The organism is Aquamicrobium terrae, assembly GCF_040545735.1.
GTDB classification, from domain to species: domain Bacteria; phylum Pseudomonadota; class Alphaproteobacteria; order Rhizobiales; family Rhizobiaceae; genus Mesorhizobium; species Mesorhizobium terrae_A.
This window is the reverse complement of the sequence record NZ_JBEPML010000015.1, coordinates 1-16,429: the sequence shown is the minus strand read 5'-3', so window position 1 is coordinate 16,429 and position 16,429 is coordinate 1. Positions and strand designations below refer to the sequence as shown.

The following is a 16,429-nucleotide window of genomic DNA, read 5'->3' as shown; positions in this document are numbered from 1 at the left end:
ACGATCATGAGAACCAGCGGGAAAACAGCTTTCATCGCCGCATGCGCTTTGCTGTGCTGTCTGCCTGCATGGCAAGCGGGGGCCGAGGACATGAGCGAAACCGAAGTCGAGGCGCAGGTCGCGAATGGCCCGCTGAAAGGCGCCATGCTGTTGCCGCCGCAGGCCGCGGGGCGGCCGGCGGTGGTCATCATCCCCGGGTCCGGCCCCACCGACCGTGACGGCAACAGCCCGATGGGCATCGAGGCCGGCTATCTGAAGATGCTGGCCGAGGCCCTGGCCGAAAAAGGCATAGGCTCGATCCGCGTCGACAAGCGCGGCATGTTCTCCAGCAAGGGCGCGTTCGCGGACCCCAATGCGGTGCTGTTCGACGACTATGCCGGCGACGCGCTCGCCTGGCTCAAGGTTGCGCGGGAGAAGACCGGCGCCGATTGCGCCTGGCTGCTCGGCCACAGCGAGGGCGGGCTGGTGGCGCTGATCGCGGCGCAGGAGGCAGGACCGGACCTGTGCGGGCTGGTGCTGGTGTCGACGTCCCGCCGGCCGCTGGGCGAGGTGCTGCGCGAGCAGTTGCAAGGCAACCCGTTCAACAAGCCGATCCTGCCGCAGGCGCTTGCGGCCGTGGACGCGCTGGAGCGCGGCGAGAAGGTGGATATGGCCACGCTTCCGCAGGTGCTTCAGCCCTTGTTCGGGGATCAGGTGCAGGATTTCCTGATCGACGGTTTCAGCCGCAGGCCGGCCGAACTGATCGGCAAGCTCGAAGTGCCGGTGCTGATCGTGCAGGGCGACAACGATCTTCAGGTGTGGATGGCGGATGCCGAGGCCTTGTCGCAGGGGCAACCGGCGGCGGAGCTGAAGGTCATTGCCGGCATGAACCATGTGCTGAAATCGGTGCCGCTGGGCGACATCGCGGCCAATCTCGCTTCCTACGGCGACCCGAAGCCGCCGCTGGCGCCGGGTCTGGCCGATGCGGTGGTGGATTTCGTAAGCCGCAGGGATTGAGGGCTGGTCAGGTCCTCAACGCCTCATAGACGGCGACCCCGGCGGCGAGGTCTTCCAGCGCCGCACCGACCGATTTGAACAGGGTGATCTCGTCGGCCGAGCTGCGGCCCTTTTTCTCGCCGCGCGCCAGTTCATGCAGATCGGCGAGGATGTCGCTTTCGGCGAGGACGCCGGAAGCCAGCGGCTGGACGATGTCGCCGGCCTCCTTGGTGGCGCCGGTGCGGGTGTCGACGAACACGCTGGCGCGGCGGATGGCGTCGTCGTCGGCCTCGCGCATCTGCGGCGTGAAGCCGCCGACCAGATCGACATGCGCGCCGGGCTTGAGCAGCGCGCCCTTGACCAGCGGCGTCTGCGAGATGGTGGCGCAGGAGACGATGTCGGCCTTGGCCAGTTCGGCGTCGAGATCCGTGGCGGCCTCGGCGGCCAGTCCTTCGGTACGCAGGTCGGCGGCGACCTTCTCGGCATTGGCCGGCGTGCGGTTCCAGATGCGGATCGTCCCGATCGGGCGAACGGCCGAATGCGCCTTGGCGAGGAAGGGCGACAGCGCGCCGGCACCGACCACCAGCAGGCGCGAGGCGTCCTCGCGGGCCAGATAGGAGGCGGCGAGCGCCGAGGCGCAGGTGGTGCGCCACTGGGTGAGGCGCTGGCCGTCGATGATCGCCTTCGGCTCGCCGGTCCGCCCGTCGAGCAGCAGATATTGCCCCATCACCGCCGGCTTGCCGATGGTGTTGTTGTCGGGCGAGACGGTGACGATCTTGACGCCGATATGGCCCTCGGCTTCGACGCCGACGCGCTTGAAGTCGGTCCAGGCCGGCATCAGCAAGAGGGTCGTTTCGCTGCCGGCCGTCCGTTCCACCGTGTGGTGGTGCCGGAGCGGTTGCACCGCCCCTTCGCGGAAGGCGGCGCGCAGCGTCTCGACCAGACCGGGAAAGGTCAGCGCGCGATCCACGTCGGCGGCCGAAATGGTCAACATCGCAAATCCCCCTGAAGATGCTTCGGCCGGAAAGGCCGGGTCAGTTGGTCGGCCGCGGCAGGACCGGGTCATTTCCCGCAGCCGGGGCCGGGCGGCCTGCGGCCTGCTTCAGGCTCTCGGCCTCGATGGCGCGCTGGCGGGCCAGCTTGCGGTAGCGGCCCTGCCGGAACCAGGTGGCCAGGCTGCCGATGATCAGGCCCAGCGCGAAGGCCGCGAACAGGAACACGAAGAAAGGCAGCGTGTAGGTCAGCGCCGGATTGCCGGGGTTGAACGGGTCGATGGTGAAGGGCACCGGCGCGCGGTTGGCGACGGCCAGCGCGATCAGCACGATGGCCAGCGGCACGAAAACAAGAACGAGGGCGAAGCGGTTGAACATGGCCTACTTCTCGTCGTTCAGCCTCTCGCGCAGTTCCTTTCCGGTCTTGAAGAACGGCACCCACTTCTCCTCGACCTCAACCGCCTCGCCGGTGCGCGGGTTGCGACCGGTGCGGGCGGGGCGGTTCTTGACCGAGAAGGCGCCGAAGCCGCGCAGCTCGACGCGGTTTCCTTCGGCGAGGGCATCGGTGATCTCATCGAACACGGCGCTGACGATGTTTTCGACGTCGCGCAGGAACAGATGCGGATTGCGCGAGGCGATGATTTGCACGAGTTCGGACTTGATCATGCGGACGATCCCCTGACAGAAAACACGCGGTCGAAATTATGCAAATGATTTTATTTGCTTTTTTCACCCGAAAGGCGGGCTGTCAAGGGTGCCAGCGCGAGACCAGCCCGTCAAGGAACAGGCGCTCCATGCCAAGCTCCTTCAGCACGTCGCCGCTGGGCTCGGGCAGGCCGAGCGCGCGCGCCACCGTGCGGGCCAGCGCCTGCGACCATATCAGGCCCGTGGCGCCTTCCGAGGGCTTCCATTCGATGACCCTGAGGTCCGGGCCGACGCCCTGGCTTTCCAGCCATGCGACCGCTTCGTCCTCGCCGCCGAGGCTGTCGACCAGCTTGTTCTGCAAGGCCTGCCGGCCGGTGAAGATCGAGCCGTCCGCCAGGGTCAGCACCTGGTCGCGGGGCAGGGAACGGCGTTCGGCGACGAGATCGACGAACCAGTCGTAGCTGTCCATGATGAGGCGGCGCACCATGGCGCGCTCTTCCTCGGTGGTCGGCTTGAAGGGGGAGGGCGCGGCCTTGAGCGGCGAGGATTTCACCTCTTCCAGCTTGATGCCCATCTTGTCCATCAGCCCGGTGACGTCCGGATACTGGATCAGCACGCCGATCGAGCCGACGATCGAGGACTGGCGCGCGACGATGTGGTCGGTGGCGCTGGCGATCATGTAGCCGGCCGAAGCCGCCAGCGTGCTGACCTCCGCGACGACCGGCTTTTCGGCCGCGATCTTGCGGATCGCCTCGTAGATCGATTCGCCGCCGGTGGTCGTGCCGCCCGGCGAGTTGACCTGGACGATGACGCCGGCCACGCGCGACGATTTGCGGATCCGCTCCAGCCGTTCCAGCAGCTTGTCGTCCTGGGTGATGGTGCCTTCGATCTTGACCTTGGCGATGTGGGAGACGGCGCTCAGCCCGTCGTCGCGGAACCACGAGGCGATGCCGGCGATGGCGAGCGCGACGAGAACGACCGTCAAGGCCCGCCAGAAGGTCAATTTGCGCCGCAGTCTGCGCCGGTCGATCAGGTCATCGGCTCTTTGTGCCATGCTCGGCCTCGTTCCTCGGGATTGGCAGAGCCTATTTAGAGCATGGACGTGGCGGCGGCCACTGCTTTCACCATCCTCCGCCGGCAAGGGGGCCTTGCCGGGCATTTGCGCCATCGTGTATCCTTATGCTGGTCATATTTTTACGTTTTTGGTCCATCCGGACTTGTTTAAGACGCCCCGCGTGCCGAATTACAGGGCGAGACGCGTGAGCTTCATTTGTAGAAAGTAGTGATTTGTCGCGAACGACAGACCCGATCGGCATGGAAGACATGCAGCCGATGCCCGGTGCGTCTCATGCCGGCGCCAGCGATCGCGCGGCGGCCTTCGGCCGCGCCCAGCAGCATTCGCGCCGGGTGCGCAGGCTCAAATTCGTGGTTCCCGCCATCGCCATCGCCATGGCCGTCGCCTTCCCGCTCTATTCCTATATGATGGCGCCGGAAACGGTCCCCGTCTCCACTGAAAGCAGCGCCATCTCCGACGGCAAGCTGGTGATGTCCAATCCCAAGCTGGAAGGCTTCACCAAGGGCCTGCTGCCCTATGCGATGACGGCGGTGCGCGCCATACAGGACGTGACCAAGGAAGGGGTGATCGAACTGGAGGGGATAAGCGCCCGCCTGCCGATCAATGCCGAGACCACGGCGAAGGTCGATGCCGCCAACGGCACCTATGACCGTGGCAACAACACGCTCAACATCGACAGCGACGTCACCATCACCACGACGGACGGCATGGTGGCCAAGCTGAAATCTGCCTTCCTCGACATGGACAAAGGCAATATGAAGACGGAACAGCCCGTCGATATCAGCCGGCCAGGGTCTCGAATCACCTCCGACACGATGTCGGTGGAGAACAATGGCAAGGTCATGATATTTGAGAAGCGGGTTCGCGTGAACATCGACCCCGGCGCAAGCCGTGGGGAAGAGAAGAAGAGCGGAGACAAGAATGCGACGCAGTGATTCGGCGAGGCTGGCTGTCCTTGCACCAGCGCTGTTCCTTGCCGTGGCGGGCTCCGCCCTTGCCCAGTCGGGTGCGACCGGCTCGATGCCGGGCCTGAAGCTGGCCGGCGACCAGCCGATCCAGATCGAGAGCGAAAAGCTCGAAGTGCGCGAGAACGAAAGCCTCGCCATCTTCACCGGCAATGTCCAGGTGGTTCAGGGGCAGACCCTGCTCAAGGCCGGTTCCATGAAGGTCTATTACGTGAAGGACCAGGCCAACCAGTCGCAGCAGGCCTCCTCCGGCTCGGCCACCACCGGCACGGCGAACATCGACCGGCTGGAAGTCGACAACAAGGTCTACATCAAGTCCGACACCCAGGTCGCCACCGGTGATCGCGGCACTTTCGACATGAAGAGCGAGGTGCTGGTGCTGTCGGGTGACAAGGTGGTGCTGTCGGATGGCGACAATGTGCTGACCGGCTGCAAACTCACCGTGCAGATGAAGACGGGGCTTGCCCAGGTCGATGCCTGCGGCAAGCGGGTCATGATGTCGATCACGCCGGGTTCGCAGAAGAAGCCGTAGGATCGCGAATGCTTTCATTCCCCAAGCTGGGCAAAGCCGGCAAGCCGGCCGAACGGCCAAGAAGCAGTTCGGTTGCCGCCGGGCTGAAGGGCACGCTCATCGCCCGTGGCCTGAGCAAGAGCTACAAGGGCCGCAAGGTGGTCAACGGCGTGTCGCTCGGCGTGCGCGCCGGCGAGGCGGTTGGCCTGCTCGGCCCGAACGGCGCCGGCAAGACCACCTGCTTCTACATGGTCACCGGCCTGGTGCCGGTGGACGAGGGCACCATCGAGATCGACGGCTATGATGTCACTTCGATGCCCATGTATCGCCGGGCGCGGCTCGGCATCGGCTATCTGCCGCAGGAAACCTCGATCTTCCGCGGCCTGAGTGTCGAGCAGAACATCCGCGCCGTGCTCGAGGTCGTGGAAAAGAGCCGCAAGCAGCGCGAGAAGAACCTCGACGAGCTGCTCGAGGAGTTCCACATCAGCCATCTGCGCCATGCGCCGTCCATGGCGCTGTCCGGCGGCGAAAGGCGCCGCCTGGAGATCGCGCGGGCGCTGGCCAGCCGGCCGGCCTACATGCTGCTCGACGAACCCTTCGCCGGCATCGATCCGATCGCCGTGGCCGATATCCAGCAGCTCGTTCGCCATCTCACCCAGCGCGGCATCGGCGTGCTCATCACCGACCACAATGTGCGCGAGACGCTGGGGCTCATCGACCGGGCCTACATCATCCACGCCGGCGAGGTGCTGACCCATGGCCGGGCCGAGGAGGTGGTGGCCAACCCCGATGTGCGGCGGCTCTATCTGGGCGAGGGCTTTACGCTCTGACGCTTTGACCGGGCATCGGACCGGAAACCAGCCCGCTTTCCGATCCGATGTTTTCGCCGTCGCGGACGTCCCTTTTTGCCCCGCTTTATGATCCGGTAAAGGAATTAAGGGTCCGGCCGGCGGCCGGACACGTGGTTGCGCTTGACAAGCAAAAGCCGGGCCAGTTTCAATCGCTGGCCCGGAGAATTCGTTTCCGAAGCCGGCGCGAAGGGGAAACGCGGTACCAGATGGCGCTCTCAGCCAAGTTGCAGCTCAAGCAGACACAGTCGCTGGTGATGACGCCGCAACTGCTGCAATCGATCCGCCTCCTGCAATTCACCCAGGCCGAACTGGAGCGCTTCGTCGACGAGGAGGTCGAGCGCAACCCGTTGCTGGAGCGGGGGGAATCGGCTTCCGAAGATGTCGGGGAACCGGTGCGGGAGTCGGAAGCGGCCGTCGCGCGGGAGGCGGGCGACGACTGGTTCGGCAATGAGGCGGACCTGTCGGCGCAGACCATTTCCGATCGCCTCGATTCCTCGCTGGAAAACCTGTTTCCGGACGATCCCGGCCGCTCCGAACGGCTCGATCCGGCGCTGTCGACGCAATGGAAATCCGCCGCCGGCGGTGCCGGGGGCGGTTCCGAGAGCTTCGACCTGGAGGACCTGGCGGCGGCGCCGGTGACGCTGCGCGATCACGTCGGCGAACAGATCGCCTTTGCCTTCACCCAGCCGCAGGAGCGGCTGATCGCGGCCGAACTGGCCGACGGGCTCGATGAGGCGGGCTATCTGCGCACCGACCCGGCCGAGGCGGCCGAACGGCTTGGCGCGGACCCGGCCAGCGTTGCGGCGGTGCTGTCCCGTTGCCAGGGGTTCGATCCGCCGGGCCTGTTCGCCCGCGACCTTGCCGAATGCCTGTCGATCCAGTTGCGTGCCCGCGACCGGCTCGATCCCGCCATGCAGGCGCTGCTTGCCCATCTCGACCTTCTGGCGCGCCGCGACTTCCAGTCGCTCAAGCGCCTTTGCGGCGTCGACGAGGAGGACCTGCTCGACATGCTGGCCGAGATCCGGGGGCTGGACCCCAGGCCGGGGCTGGCCTTTTCCGGCGGGCCCAGCGAGGCGATCGTCGCCGATGTCGAGGTGCGCCCGGCCAGCGACGGCGGCTGGGCGGTGGAACTCAACCCCGATGCCCTGCCGCGCGTGCTCGTCGACCAATCCTATTTCGCGATCGTGTCGGGCCGCGCCCGCGATCAGGCGGAGAAGGATTTTCTGGGCGAATGCCTGCAAAGCGCCAACTGGCTGGCCCGCAGCCTCGACCAGCGCGCGCGGACCATCCTCAAGGTGGCCTCGGAGATCGTGCGCCAGCAGGATGCCTTCCTGGCCCACGGCGTGCGCCACCTGCGGCCGCTGAACCTGAGGACGGTGGCCGATGCCATCGGCATGCACGAATCGACCGTCAGTCGGGCGACGGCCAACAAATACATGCTCACGCCGCGCGGCGTGTTCGAGATGCGCTATTTCTTCACCGCCGCCATCGCCGCCTCGGATGCCGGCGAATCCCATTCCTCGGAAGCCGTGCGCGACCGCATCCGCGAGCTGATCGAGGCCGAGCAGGCGGCCCATATACTTTCGGATGACACCATCGTCGACCTGCTCGGGAAGGAGGGCATCGACATCGCCCGGCGCACCGTCGCCAAATATCGGGAAGGCATGAACATCCCCTCATCGGTGCGGCGGCGGCGGGAGAAACGGGCTCTTGCCGGCCTCAAGGGCTGACCCCGGAGCATTTTCCACACTTTTGCGTTTCGTTGACAAGCACGACCGAAGTGTCTAGAAGCCCGCCCGCATGAGGCGGGCAACGCCCGCACGGAGATAGCCATCGGTGCATGAACGGCAGGCTGTCGGGGTTAACTGCGAAGTTCACGGGCAAATTCGGCACATGGGGTGCTGCGCGGCTTGTACGAACGGACTACGAGTATAAACTCCAAGTTAGTTTGAAGCCTGTGCAAGGAAGGTCAGTATTCAGATGGCACTGCGGATAGCGGGAAAACACATGGATGTCGGCGATGCGTTCCGTACGCGCATCACCGACCGGGTCACCGATATCATCGACAAATATTTCGACCGCGGCTTTTCCAGCCAGGTCACGATGATCAAGTCAGGGTCCCGCTTCACCTCCGACTGCGTCGTGCGGCTCGATTCGGGAGCGTCCCTGCATGCGACCGGCGAATCTCACGATCCTGTCCAGGCCTTCGAGGCGGCGGCGGAACGGCTGGAAAAGCGTTTGCGCCGCTACAAGCGCCGCCTGAAGTCGCACTATCCCGTCAACGCTTCGGCCGACGGCACCAGCATCGCCTATGCGGTGGTCGAGGCCCTGGCGGAGGATGACGAGGAGGACATTCCGGCGGATTTCGCCCCCACCATCGTGGCCGAATCGACGCTGGCGCTGAAAACCATGTCGGTGGCGTCCGCCGTCATCGAACTCGACACCACGGGCAGCCCCGTCCTCGTGTTCCGCAATGGCGGCACCGAACAACTCAACATCGTCTATCGCCGGCCGGATGGAAACATCGGCTGGATCGATCCCGCGACGGTCAAGACCGCGCAAGGGTAGGAGAGACGGCCGCATCCCGGGGTTTCCCGGGCCGGCCGCGGCAGGCGAAGCAGAGGAATTTCAAGAATGGCTCTGAACGATCTTGTCGACGTTCCGGCGATCATGCCGGCGTTGAAGGCCAACTCCAAGAAGCAGGTTCTCCAGCTTCTTGCCGAGCGCGCTTCGGCTGTGTCGGGTATTCCCGAGCGCGACATTTTCGAGACCATCCTGCAGCGCGAGAAGCTGGGCTCGACCGGCGTCGGCAACGGCATCGCCATTCCGCACGGCAAGCTGGCCGGCGTGAAGGGCATCACCGGCGTGTTCGCGCGGCTGGAAACGCCTGTCGATTTCGAAGCCCTCGACGACCAGCCGGTCGATCTCGTGTTCCTGCTGCTCGCGCCCGAGGGCGCGGGCGCCGACCATCTCAAGGCGCTGTCGCGCATCGCGCGCGTGCTGCGCGACACCGACACGGTGGCGAAAATCCGCGGCACGCGCGACGCGCAGGCCATTCACGCGTTGCTGTCGGAAACCCCCGCCTCGCACGCGGCCTGAAACGCCCGCTAAGGGCGCGCCTCATTTCCCTGGAAAAATAAGCTTTCCTCAAGGGCCGCCCTGTGCGGCCCTTCGTCTGGTTGGCAGTCCATCCGGTGGAAAGCGCCACCGGTCACGATCCTCAAACACACCTTCTCAAGGCACCGGATTGGTTGCCGGTCCGGTTCCTGCCGCTGCCTCAGTGCCTGGCAACGGTGGTCAGGTCGTTCTCCATTGCTCCGGCCAGGGCGCGGTCGCGCTCGTCCGCGAGCAGGATCGGCTGGCCGTTCGCCGCGAACAGAGCCCAAAGCTCCAGTCCGGGGGCGATCTGGTCGAGACCGGGGAAGCGGCCGCGCAGATCGTCGCTCGACATCTTCCTCAGATAGGCGACCGTACCTTCGCCAAGATGGGCCAGTTCGCCGGCGCTCATCACCGGCTTCGCAGCAGTGGTGTCAACGGTTCTGGTCATGTCCAGGCCTCCTGTCTATGAGCCGCCTTCAAAGGCCGGCTCCTCACCATCGGCAAAGATCAGTCTTTCACCGATATATTTATTTTCCGTACCAATCGTTCGGCCTCAGGTCGGTCGAGGTCGATGGACAGGAGCCCGTTCTTGAGTTCGGCCCCGATCACGCGCATGCCGTCTGCCAGCACGAAACAGCGTTGGAACTGGCGGGCGGCGATGCCGCGGTGGAGGAATTCGCGCTCGGTGTCGTCGGTTTGACGGCCCCTGACAACCAGCTGGTTTTCCTCGGTGGTCACGTCCAGGTCGCTTTCGGCAAAGCCGGCGACGGCGAGCGTGATCCGCAGCTTCTGCGCTGTTCCATCGGCGCCGCGAAGGCGCTCGATGTTGTAGGGAGGGTAGCCGTCACCCGATTTTGCCAGGCGTTCCAGCGTCTTCTCCATTGCATCGAAGCCGAGAAGCAGCGGGCTGGAAAAAGGCGTCATTCTGGTCATGCAATCCTGTCCTCTTGAGAGCGACATGTTTCGGAAGAACCCATGCGGCATTCCTCCTTGCACCAGATATGGTCTGCCGGGGCGGCGAGTTCAAGATTTGGGCATGGGCGCTGCACAGGAAACGAATGGCAGCCGGAGTGCGGGCTTTCAGCCGCCCGGTGGACGGGCGAGGGCCGCAACCACCTCCGCCGCAAGGGGAATGGAGGGCTGCGCGCCCTGTTTCAGGCAGGAGAGGGAAGCTGCCGCGGCGGCGCGTTCCAGCGCCTCGTCCAGCGCGAGGCCGGCAGCCAGCCCGGCAGCCAGATAGCCGCAGAAGGTGTCGCCGGCGCCGACCGTATCCACCGGCTCGACGGGCAATGCCGGCACGGCGAGGAAGCTGTCCGGCGTGACGGCCAGCACGCCCCCGGCGCCCAGCGTCACGATGATCGTCCTGCCGGTGCCGGCCGCGAAGGCCCGCATGCGCGCCTCGCGGTCCTCGCCCGCGAGCCCGAGGGCCGTGCTGCACAGGTCGAATTCCGTCTCGTTGGCCAGGATGTAGTCGGCCCTGGCGAGGAACGAGACGGCTTCTTCGCGATAGGGGGCGGTGTTGAGGATGCTCGTCGCACCCGCATTGCGGGCCGCCTCGAGCGCTGCCTCGACCGTTTCCAGCGGAATCTCGTGCTGAAGCAGGACGATGTCGCCCTTCGCCAGCCTTGCCTTGACGATGTCGCCGGGCAGCACCGCGCCGTTGGCGCCCGCCACCACGGCGATCATGTTCTCGCCGTCGCTATCGACCAGGATCAGCGCGGTGCCGGTGGAAGCGGCGCTCTCGGCCACGCCGGACAGGTCGACACCGCCGCTTTTCAGGAGGGCGAGCGCCCCGCCGGCAAAGGCATCCTTGCCGACCGCCCCGATCATGCGCACCTCGGCACCGGCCCGCGCCGCCGCCAGCGCCTGGTTGGCGCCCTTGCCGCCGGGTGCGGTGGAAAAGCCGCTGCCCTGCAAGGTCTCGCCGGGCGCGGGCAGCCGCTCCAGCCTTGCGATCAGGTCGAGATTGATCGATCCGACGACGACGATCATGCCTGCAAATCCTTGCCTTTGTGCACGAAACTATAGCGCGGCGAGGAGATTGCAATCGGCGGTGCGGCAGGTTCAGTGCGCCGGGACCTGGCCCGCTTCCCAGCCCAGTATGGCGCGCTTGCGGGTGAGGCCCCAATGGTAGCCGGTGAGCGCGCCGGACTTGGCCAGCGCCCGGTGGCACGGCACCACGAAGGAGATCGGGTTGGCGCCGCAGGCCGCGCCCACGGCGCGCGATGCCCTGGGCTCGCCGATCTGCTCGGCAAGGGCGGAATAGGTGCGCGCCCTGCCCATGGGGATGGACAAAAGCGCTTCCCACACCCGCACCTGGAAGTCGGTGCCGATCATGACCACCCGCAAGGGCTGGTCCGGCCGCCAGCGGGAGGGATCGAAGATGCGCTGTGCATAGGGCTGGGTGGCGGCCATGTCCTCGACATAGGTGGCGTTCGGCCAGCGGCCGGACATGTCGGCGAAAGCGGCCGCCTCGTCGCCGGGGTCGTTGAAGGAAAGGCCGGCCAGCCCCCTGTCGGTGACCATGATCAGCGCGATGCCGAAGGGCGAGATGTGGTAGCCGTAACGAATGGTCAGGCCTTCGCCACGGTTCTTGTAGGCACCGGGCGACATCGCCTCATGCGTCACGAACAGGTCGTGAAGGCGGGCCGGGCCGGACATGCCGACCTCCAGCGAGGCCTCCAGCAGCGGCAGGCCGGAACCGAGCAGCCGCCGGGCGTGGTCGAGGGTCACCGCCTGCAGGAAGGCCTTGGGCGACAGGCCGGCCCAGCGGGTGAACAGTTTCTGCAGGCCGGTGGGCGTTTCGCCGACATCCTGCGCCAAGTCTTCCAGCGATGGCTGGTCGCGATAGTCGAGGCTGATCTTCTCGATCACCCGGCGCACGATCTCGTAGTCGCTGCCCTCGGGCGTGATGTCCTTTTCCAGAACGGGAACGGCTTTCATCTGGGTGCGGGCGTTCATGGTTCTTCTCGCAAATCTGTGTGCGTTGACGCCAATATCGGCCCGCCGCTGCGTCTTTCCCACCCGATTCCTGCAGAAAGCTCTTTTCTAGCGGGCCTTGGCGGTTGCCAGAGCGCGGGAGAAGGCCGAGGCGAAGCTTTCGCGGTCGTCGGGATTGAGGAAGGAGCCGATCGCCACGGTCTTGTCGCGCGATTCCACCGCCATGCGGGTGATGCCGATTTCGGCATGGCGGGCAACCGCAAAGCGGGTCCAGAAGGGATTGAAGCGATGCTGCTCGGACTTGCCGGAGGGATAGGTCTTGTGGATATGCAGTTCCGTGCGCGACACCGAAACCTCCTCGCGCGTGCGGGCAGCGCGGTAGTTCAGGCGGAAGGCCACATAGAGCGCGACCACGTCGAGGCCGAAAAAGCCGAAGACCGGCCAGGCGCCGTGGGAGAGGAAGATGATGCCGGTGACGGCCCAGGCGGCGAGCAGGGCGCCGATCAGGATCATGAAGCCGGTGCGGCCAAGCGATCTGTGCGGCTTCAGCAGCGCCTGGAAGAAGGGCTGGTCCGCGGCAAAGTCGGCATTTGTCTCGCTCATGCGGCGATACTATAGGATGGTTATGAGCAAGCCCAAGCCAAAAGATCGCCCCGCGCCTGGAAACGAGCGTCCACCTGCGGCGCGGCCGGGCAAACCCGCAAAGCGCACTGCGGCGCCGCGCCGCCCGCGCTCGCTCTACACACCGGCCGAGGTGCACGAGATCTTCCGGCGGTTTTCCGTGCAGCGGCCGGAGCCGAAGGGCGAGCTGGAGCATGTCAACGCCTTCACCTTGCTGGTGGCGGTGGTGCTGTCGGCGCAGGCGACGGATGCCGGCGTCAACAAGGCGACGCGGCCGCTGTTCAAGGTGGCGGACACGCCGCAGAAGATGCTGGCCCTGGGCGAGGAAAAGGTGGGCGATTATATCCGCACCATCGGCCTGTGGCGCAACAAGGCGAAGAACGTGATCGCGCTTTCCGAGGCGCTGATCCGCGACCATGGCGGCAAGGTTCCGGACAATCGCGACGCGCTGGTGAAGCTGCCGGGCGTCGGCCGCAAGACCGCCAATGTGGTGCTCAACATGGCTTTCGGCCAGCATACGATGGCGGTCGACACCCATATATTGCGCATCGGCAACCGGACCGGCCTGGCACCCGGCAACACGCCCGAGCAGGTGGAACAGGAACTGGTGCGCATCATTCCCGACGAATATATGCGCCACGCCCATCACTGGCTGATCCTGCACGGCCGTTATGTATGCAAGGCGCGCAAGCCGGATTGCCCGGCCTGTGTCATCGCCGATATCTGCAAGGCACCGGTGAAGACCACGTCGATCCCTGCGCCGCTGGTGGAACTGGCCCCGCAGGAGGTTCCGCAGGCGCTGTAGGGCATCTCAGGTTTTGTCGGAAACGGCCCTCGCGCTTACCCTTGAAGCTGCCCCTCACCCTTACCCTCTCCCCGCAAGCGGGGAGAGGGGGCACCAGCGTTGCGGACGGCATCCTTCTCCCCGTGTGCGGGGAGAAGGTCCCGGCAGGGGGATGAGGGGCAAGCCCGCCTGAACCTGAATTGCTCTAAGGGCATTTTCGGAAGAGGAAGACGGTTCAGGCTTTCGCCTTTTCGGGGCGGGCCTTCGACCCCTCTTCGGGCACGGTCAGGTTCCTGACCAGGCTCGCCAGTTCCGGCTCGTCGATCAGCACCGCCGCCTGTGCCGGCGTCAGCCAGGCGCGCTGGCGCGTTCCGGCTTCCCGCCAGTCCTTCAACTGCTCGGACACCGCCAGCATGTAGACGGTGACGTCGATGCGCACGAAAGCTGTCGGCAGCCGCTTCCAGTAGTGATAGGAGCCGGCCGGCTCCTTCAGCGTCTTACCGGCGACGCCGGCTTCCTCCAGCGCCTCGATGGTGGCTGCCTTGCGGCCGCTCTTGCCCTTCATGGGCCAGCCCTTGGGCAGGATGAAGCGCTGCGTTTCGCGCGAGGTGACCAGCATCACCTGCAAGTCGCCGTCGGGGCCGATGCGGAAGGGGATCGCCGCCACCTGGCGGATCTTCTCGCCTTTCTTCGCCTTGCGCAGGACTCGTTTCTTCTGCTTCGCCATATTCTGCCGATTCGATGGTACCGAACAGAATAGTCGGCTAATTATTCGAGGCAACCCCGCCGGTCAGCGGCAGGTTCTGATATAGCTGTTGCCGGACAACTGGATTTGACAGTTCTGCTGGAATGCCGGCACCCGTGGCGGCGGTTGCGGTTGGGCGTTCTGCTGCCGGTCGAGCTGCTTGTAGATTTGCTGCTGCTGCTCGAACTGCTGGCGCTGGATGCGGTTCTGCAACTGGATGATTTCCGAGGCCTGATCCTGCACGACCGGCGGCCGCTGCTGTGCGGCGGCGGGGAGGGTAATACCGGCAAGGGCGAAAGCAAGCACCATCAGGGCAAGCGCCTTGCCGCCATGTGCCTTCCGCATCGATTTCGCGCCAGTGATCATAAGTTAAATATAAGCGCGCGGCGGAATTGTTCCAGCATCGGGCCCGCGAAAACAGAAAAGGCCGCCCGAAGGCGGCCTTTCCGAAATTCTATGATGACTTACGGGGTGGTTTCGTTGCTCGGGCAGCTGTCCGGATCCGAGAGACAGTTTCCAACATCCGTGAACTTCGAATTCACTTCCTCGCCAACGAACTTCGCGCCGCCGATGATGGCGATGGCGATGAGGGCTGCGATCAGGCCGTATTCGATGGCGGTGGCGCCGGACTCGTCCTTGACGAAACGTGCGAAAAGCTTGGTCATTCCAGTATTCCTTGTTGCCCAGGTTGTGACTTTTCAGACGGTTTCTTGCTGAACCGTGGCCCCATATTCGCGGTCGCCGCTTTCGGTTGAGTTAAACGCAATGGTAAACGAAATGTGCGCGGCGGTTGTGCTTAATAAATGCAAAATCGCCGTGGTTGCTTTCTACAGGCCGGCATTGAATCGTCAGTATTTTTTGACTTTCACGACCCTGCTTCGATGTAGGATAAGGCCTCCTGGTCCCGTGTTTTTCGTCTTCGCGCGATTGCGCGGGATGGCCGTCCGCCATATCTGTTGTGCCAGAAAGGTGCATCCATGTTCCGTTTCCTGTTCCGGCTTGCCGCGATGGTTTCGCTTTCCGTCGCCGTCATCATGGCGGTGCTCGATGCAACGCGCACGGTCGCGGCCTCGCAACTGGTGACGACGCCGTTCAAGACGAGCTGGAACGCGGTGTCGCCCGAGACGCTCGGCGCGGCCGAGATGTTCGTGCGCGAGAAGGTCAACCCGCTTTTGTGGGACACGGCGGTCAACTGGGTGCTGGCCCTGCCGGGCTTCGTGGTTTTCGCCGCTCTTGCCCTGCTGCTCTATGCCGTAGGCTATCGGCGCGAGCGCCCGCAGGAGCGTTATGCCGCCGGCCGGCCGGCGGCGCATTCATGACACAAGGAAGGTAGCGATGTTTTCCCTGAGCGATATCCTGAACAAGAAGGCCATCCTGCCCAAGGCGGAGGAGGCGCTGCCGGGCCGCGACAAGCCCATTCCCACCGCGCAGAAGCATTATGTGAACGGCAATCCGCTGAAAGGGCCATACCCTGAAGGGCTGGAAACGGCCCTGTTCGGCATGGGCTGCTTCTGGGGAGCGGAGCGGCTGTTCTGGCAGACGGCGGGCGTCTGGGCGACGGCGGTCGGCTATGCCGGCGGCTTCACGCCCAATCCGACCTATCAGGAAACCTGCACCGGCCTGACCGGCCATGCCGAGGTGGCGCTGGTGGTGTTCGACCCGAAGGTGGTTTCCTATGCCGACCTGCTCAAGCTGTTCTGGGAGAACCATGATCCGACGCAGGGCATGCGCCAGGGCAACGATATCGGCACCACCTATCGCTCGGTGATCTTCACTTTCGGCGACGAGCAGCGGAAGCAGGCACTGGCCTCGCGCGATGCCTACGAGGCTTCGCTGGTGGCTTCCGGGCGCGGCAAGGTGACGACCGAGATCGCGCCGGCGCCCGAATTCTATTTCGCCGAGGCCGAGCATCAGCAATATCTGGCCAAGAACCCCAACGGCTATTGCGGCTTGCAGGGCACCGGCGTTTCCTGCCCGATACCGACCGGCGTTTCCGCCTGAGCCGGGGGATTCGTCATCCCGACCAAGGGAGCGAAGCGACCGTGAGCCGGGATCCATGTCGGAACCTTGCAAAGTCACGGAATGGATCCCGGACAGCCTGCCTTCGCTTCGCTGCGGCAGACTTCCGGGATGTTTGATCGATATGGGGTAGGTTGAGCAGCGAGGCTGCGGGCCTGCAAACCCGCAGCCTCGGCGGCAGGCGACCGGTTCCGGGATCGGGCCGAC

Annotated in this window: 22 protein-coding genes; 10 read left to right on the top strand and 12 right to left on the bottom strand. The window is 65.1% G+C overall.

All coding sequences use genetic code 11. The features are described 5' to 3' along the window. Nucleotides 1-90 precede the first annotated feature (90 nt). A complete protein-coding gene (locus ABID37_RS18725; protein WP_354197500.1) occupies nucleotides 91-996 on the top strand; it encodes an alpha/beta hydrolase in 906 nt (301 codons plus the stop codon). Between the two features lie 7 nt (nucleotides 997-1,003). Here the strand turns inward: ABID37_RS18725 and lhpI are convergent, their stop codons facing one another. The 4 genes from lhpI to sppA form a co-directional block, all read right to left on the bottom strand. Continuing rightward, a complete protein-coding gene (lhpI, locus tag ABID37_RS18720) occupies nucleotides 1,004-1,969 on the bottom strand; it encodes a bifunctional Delta(1)-pyrroline-2-carboxylate/Delta(1)-piperideine-2-carboxylate reductase (protein ID WP_354197498.1) in 966 nt (321 codons plus the stop codon). A 40-nt stretch (nucleotides 1,970-2,009) separates the two neighbouring features. After that, entirely contained in the window at nucleotides 2,010-2,345 is a 336-nt protein-coding gene (locus ABID37_RS18715; protein ID WP_354197496.1) for a DUF1049 domain-containing protein, read from the bottom strand. 3 nt (nucleotides 2,346-2,348) lie between these two features. Further along, nucleotides 2,349-2,633 (bottom strand): integration host factor subunit beta, encoded by a 285-nt coding sequence (locus ABID37_RS18710; protein WP_354197494.1) that lies wholly within the window; start codon nucleotides 2,631-2,633, stop codon nucleotides 2,349-2,351. An 82-nt stretch (nucleotides 2,634-2,715) separates the two neighbouring features. Further along, entirely contained in the window at nucleotides 2,716-3,666 is a 951-nt protein-coding gene (gene sppA / locus ABID37_RS18705) for a signal peptide peptidase SppA (RefSeq protein ID WP_354197492.1), read from the bottom strand. Nucleotides 3,667-3,899: 233 nt separating this feature from the next. Here sppA and lptC point away from each other — a divergent pair, with 233 nt between their 5' ends. The 6 genes from lptC (at nucleotide 3,900) to ptsN (ending at nucleotide 9,113) form a co-directional block, all read left to right on the top strand. Continuing rightward, nucleotides 3,900-4,622: an LPS export ABC transporter periplasmic protein LptC gene (lptC, locus tag ABID37_RS18700; RefSeq protein ID WP_354197490.1), complete on the top strand. Its 723-nt coding sequence runs from the start codon at nucleotides 3,900-3,902 to the stop codon at nucleotides 4,620-4,622. After that, complete coding sequence (locus ABID37_RS18695; RefSeq protein ID WP_354197488.1) at nucleotides 4,609-5,184, top strand: LptA/OstA family protein; 576 nt, start codon at nucleotides 4,609-4,611, stop codon at nucleotides 5,182-5,184. Before lptC ends, ABID37_RS18695 begins: the two co-directional genes overlap by 14 nt. A gap of 8 nt (nucleotides 5,185-5,192) precedes the next feature. Further along, on the top strand, nucleotides 5,193-5,993 hold the full coding sequence (lptB, locus tag ABID37_RS18690) for an LPS export ABC transporter ATP-binding protein (protein WP_354197486.1): 801 nt from the start codon (nucleotides 5,193-5,195) through the stop codon (nucleotides 5,991-5,993). 227 nt (nucleotides 5,994-6,220) lie between these two features. Then, a complete protein-coding gene (gene rpoN, locus ABID37_RS18685; protein ID WP_354197484.1) occupies nucleotides 6,221-7,744 on the top strand; it encodes an RNA polymerase factor sigma-54 in 1,524 nt (507 codons plus the stop codon). Nucleotides 7,745-7,994: 250 nt separating this feature from the next. Next, nucleotides 7,995-8,582, top strand: coding sequence for a ribosome hibernation-promoting factor, HPF/YfiA family (gene hpf, locus ABID37_RS18680; RefSeq protein ID WP_354197482.1), 588 nt, complete (start codon nucleotides 7,995-7,997; stop codon nucleotides 8,580-8,582). 66 nt (nucleotides 8,583-8,648) lie between these two features. After that, a complete protein-coding gene (gene ptsN, locus ABID37_RS18675; RefSeq protein WP_354197480.1) occupies nucleotides 8,649-9,113 on the top strand; it encodes a PTS IIA-like nitrogen regulatory protein PtsN in 465 nt (154 codons plus the stop codon). Nucleotides 9,114-9,291: 178 nt separating this feature from the next. Here ptsN and ABID37_RS18670 read toward each other — a convergent pair whose 3' ends face one another. From ABID37_RS18670 to ABID37_RS18650, 5 genes are all read right to left on the bottom strand, one after another. Next, nucleotides 9,292-9,561, bottom strand: a complete 270-nt coding sequence (locus tag ABID37_RS18670; RefSeq protein ID WP_354197478.1) for a BQ00720 family protein — start codon at nucleotides 9,559-9,561, stop codon at nucleotides 9,292-9,294. Nucleotides 9,562-9,620: 59 nt separating this feature from the next. Continuing rightward, on the bottom strand, nucleotides 9,621-10,046 hold the full coding sequence (locus tag ABID37_RS18665; protein ID WP_354197476.1) for an Hsp20 family protein: 426 nt from the start codon (nucleotides 10,044-10,046) through the stop codon (nucleotides 9,621-9,623). A 147-nt stretch (nucleotides 10,047-10,193) separates the two neighbouring features. Further along, the gene (locus tag ABID37_RS18660) at nucleotides 10,194-11,105 is read right to left on the bottom strand and encodes a ribokinase (protein WP_354197474.1); all 912 of its coding nucleotides are present in this window, start codon (nucleotides 11,103-11,105) and stop codon (nucleotides 10,194-10,196) included. A 72-nt stretch (nucleotides 11,106-11,177) separates the two neighbouring features. Then, nucleotides 11,178-12,074, bottom strand: coding sequence for a methylated-DNA--[protein]-cysteine S-methyltransferase (locus ABID37_RS18655; RefSeq protein WP_354197472.1), 897 nt, complete (start codon nucleotides 12,072-12,074; stop codon nucleotides 11,178-11,180). Nucleotides 12,075-12,161: 87 nt separating this feature from the next. Then, nucleotides 12,162-12,656, bottom strand: coding sequence for a DUF2244 domain-containing protein (locus ABID37_RS18650; RefSeq protein WP_354197470.1), 495 nt, complete (start codon nucleotides 12,654-12,656; stop codon nucleotides 12,162-12,164). A 22-nt stretch (nucleotides 12,657-12,678) separates the two neighbouring features. Between ABID37_RS18650 and nth the strand changes: the two genes are divergently transcribed. Then, the gene (nth, locus tag ABID37_RS18645; RefSeq protein ID WP_354197468.1) at nucleotides 12,679-13,479 is read left to right on the top strand and encodes an endonuclease III; all 801 of its coding nucleotides are present in this window, start codon (nucleotides 12,679-12,681) and stop codon (nucleotides 13,477-13,479) included. A 214-nt stretch (nucleotides 13,480-13,693) separates the two neighbouring features. On the opposite strand, the gene ABID37_RS18640 is transcribed toward nth, so the two are convergent. From ABID37_RS18640 to ABID37_RS18630, 3 genes are all read right to left on the bottom strand, one after another. Further along, on the bottom strand, nucleotides 13,694-14,185 hold the full coding sequence (locus tag ABID37_RS18640) for an NUDIX hydrolase (protein ID WP_354197466.1): 492 nt from the start codon (nucleotides 14,183-14,185) through the stop codon (nucleotides 13,694-13,696). Nucleotides 14,186-14,248: 63 nt separating this feature from the next. Beyond that, on the bottom strand, nucleotides 14,249-14,548 hold the full coding sequence (locus tag ABID37_RS18635) for a hypothetical protein (protein ID WP_354197464.1): 300 nt from the start codon (nucleotides 14,546-14,548) through the stop codon (nucleotides 14,249-14,251). 119 nt (nucleotides 14,549-14,667) lie between these two features. Further along, nucleotides 14,668-14,868 carry a Flp family type IVb pilin gene (locus tag ABID37_RS18630; protein WP_354197462.1) on the bottom strand — a complete coding sequence of 67 codons (201 nt, stop codon included), beginning with the start codon at nucleotides 14,866-14,868 and terminating at the stop codon, nucleotides 14,668-14,670. Nucleotides 14,869-15,180: 312 nt separating this feature from the next. Here ABID37_RS18630 and ABID37_RS18625 point away from each other — a divergent pair, with 312 nt between their 5' ends. Both ABID37_RS18625 and msrA read left to right on the top strand, forming a co-directional pair. Beyond that, nucleotides 15,181-15,522, top strand: coding sequence for a hypothetical protein (locus ABID37_RS18625; RefSeq protein ID WP_354197460.1), 342 nt, complete (start codon nucleotides 15,181-15,183; stop codon nucleotides 15,520-15,522). Between the two features lie 16 nt (nucleotides 15,523-15,538). Further along, the gene (gene msrA, locus ABID37_RS18620) at nucleotides 15,539-16,204 is read left to right on the top strand and encodes a peptide-methionine (S)-S-oxide reductase MsrA (RefSeq protein ID WP_354197458.1); all 666 of its coding nucleotides are present in this window, start codon (nucleotides 15,539-15,541) and stop codon (nucleotides 16,202-16,204) included. Nucleotides 16,205-16,429: the final 225 nt, after the last annotated feature.

Bases quoted from the DNA above. Each gene is read 5' to 3' on its own strand.
- ABID37_RS18725 (WP_354197500.1), top strand. From the start codon at position 91: ATGAGCGAAACCGAAGTCGAGGCGCAGGTCGCGAATGGCCCGCTGAAA.
- lhpI (WP_354197498.1), bottom strand. From the start codon at position 1,969: ATGTTGACCATTTCGGCCGCCGACGTGGATCGCGCGCTGACCTTTCCC.
- ABID37_RS18715 (WP_354197496.1), bottom strand. From the start codon at position 2,345: ATGTTCAACCGCTTCGCCCTCGTTCTTGTTTTCGTGCCGCTGGCCATC.
- ABID37_RS18710 (WP_354197494.1), bottom strand. From the start codon at position 2,633: ATGATCAAGTCCGAACTCGTGCAAATCATCGCCTCGCGCAATCCGCAT.
- sppA (WP_354197492.1), bottom strand. From the start codon at position 3,666: ATGGCACAAAGAGCCGATGACCTGATCGACCGGCGCAGACTGCGGCGC.
- ABID37_RS18695 (WP_354197488.1), top strand. From the start codon at position 4,609: ATGCGACGCAGTGATTCGGCGAGGCTGGCTGTCCTTGCACCAGCGCTG.
- lptB (WP_354197486.1), top strand. From the start codon at position 5,193: ATGCTTTCATTCCCCAAGCTGGGCAAAGCCGGCAAGCCGGCCGAACGG.
- rpoN (WP_354197484.1), top strand. From the start codon at position 6,221: ATGGCGCTCTCAGCCAAGTTGCAGCTCAAGCAGACACAGTCGCTGGTG.
- hpf (WP_354197482.1), top strand. From the start codon at position 7,995: ATGGCACTGCGGATAGCGGGAAAACACATGGATGTCGGCGATGCGTTC.
- ptsN (WP_354197480.1), top strand. From the start codon at position 8,649: ATGGCTCTGAACGATCTTGTCGACGTTCCGGCGATCATGCCGGCGTTG.
- ABID37_RS18670 (WP_354197478.1), bottom strand. From the start codon at position 9,561: ATGACCAGAACCGTTGACACCACTGCTGCGAAGCCGGTGATGAGCGCC.
- ABID37_RS18665 (WP_354197476.1), bottom strand. From the start codon at position 10,046: ATGACCAGAATGACGCCTTTTTCCAGCCCGCTGCTTCTCGGCTTCGAT.
- ABID37_RS18660 (WP_354197474.1), bottom strand. From the start codon at position 11,105: ATGATCGTCGTCGTCGGATCGATCAATCTCGACCTGATCGCAAGGCTG.
- ABID37_RS18655 (WP_354197472.1), bottom strand. From the start codon at position 12,074: ATGAACGCCCGCACCCAGATGAAAGCCGTTCCCGTTCTGGAAAAGGAC.
- ABID37_RS18650 (WP_354197470.1), bottom strand. From the start codon at position 12,656: ATGAGCGAGACAAATGCCGACTTTGCCGCGGACCAGCCCTTCTTCCAG.
- nth (WP_354197468.1), top strand. From the start codon at position 12,679: ATGAGCAAGCCCAAGCCAAAAGATCGCCCCGCGCCTGGAAACGAGCGT.
- ABID37_RS18640 (WP_354197466.1), bottom strand. From the start codon at position 14,185: ATGGCGAAGCAGAAGAAACGAGTCCTGCGCAAGGCGAAGAAAGGCGAG.
- ABID37_RS18635 (WP_354197464.1), bottom strand. From the start codon at position 14,548: ATGCGGAAGGCACATGGCGGCAAGGCGCTTGCCCTGATGGTGCTTGCT.
- ABID37_RS18630 (WP_354197462.1), bottom strand. From the start codon at position 14,868: ATGACCAAGCTTTTCGCACGTTTCGTCAAGGACGAGTCCGGCGCCACC.
- ABID37_RS18625 (WP_354197460.1), top strand. From the start codon at position 15,181: ATGTTCCGTTTCCTGTTCCGGCTTGCCGCGATGGTTTCGCTTTCCGTC.
- msrA (WP_354197458.1), top strand. From the start codon at position 15,539: ATGTTTTCCCTGAGCGATATCCTGAACAAGAAGGCCATCCTGCCCAAG.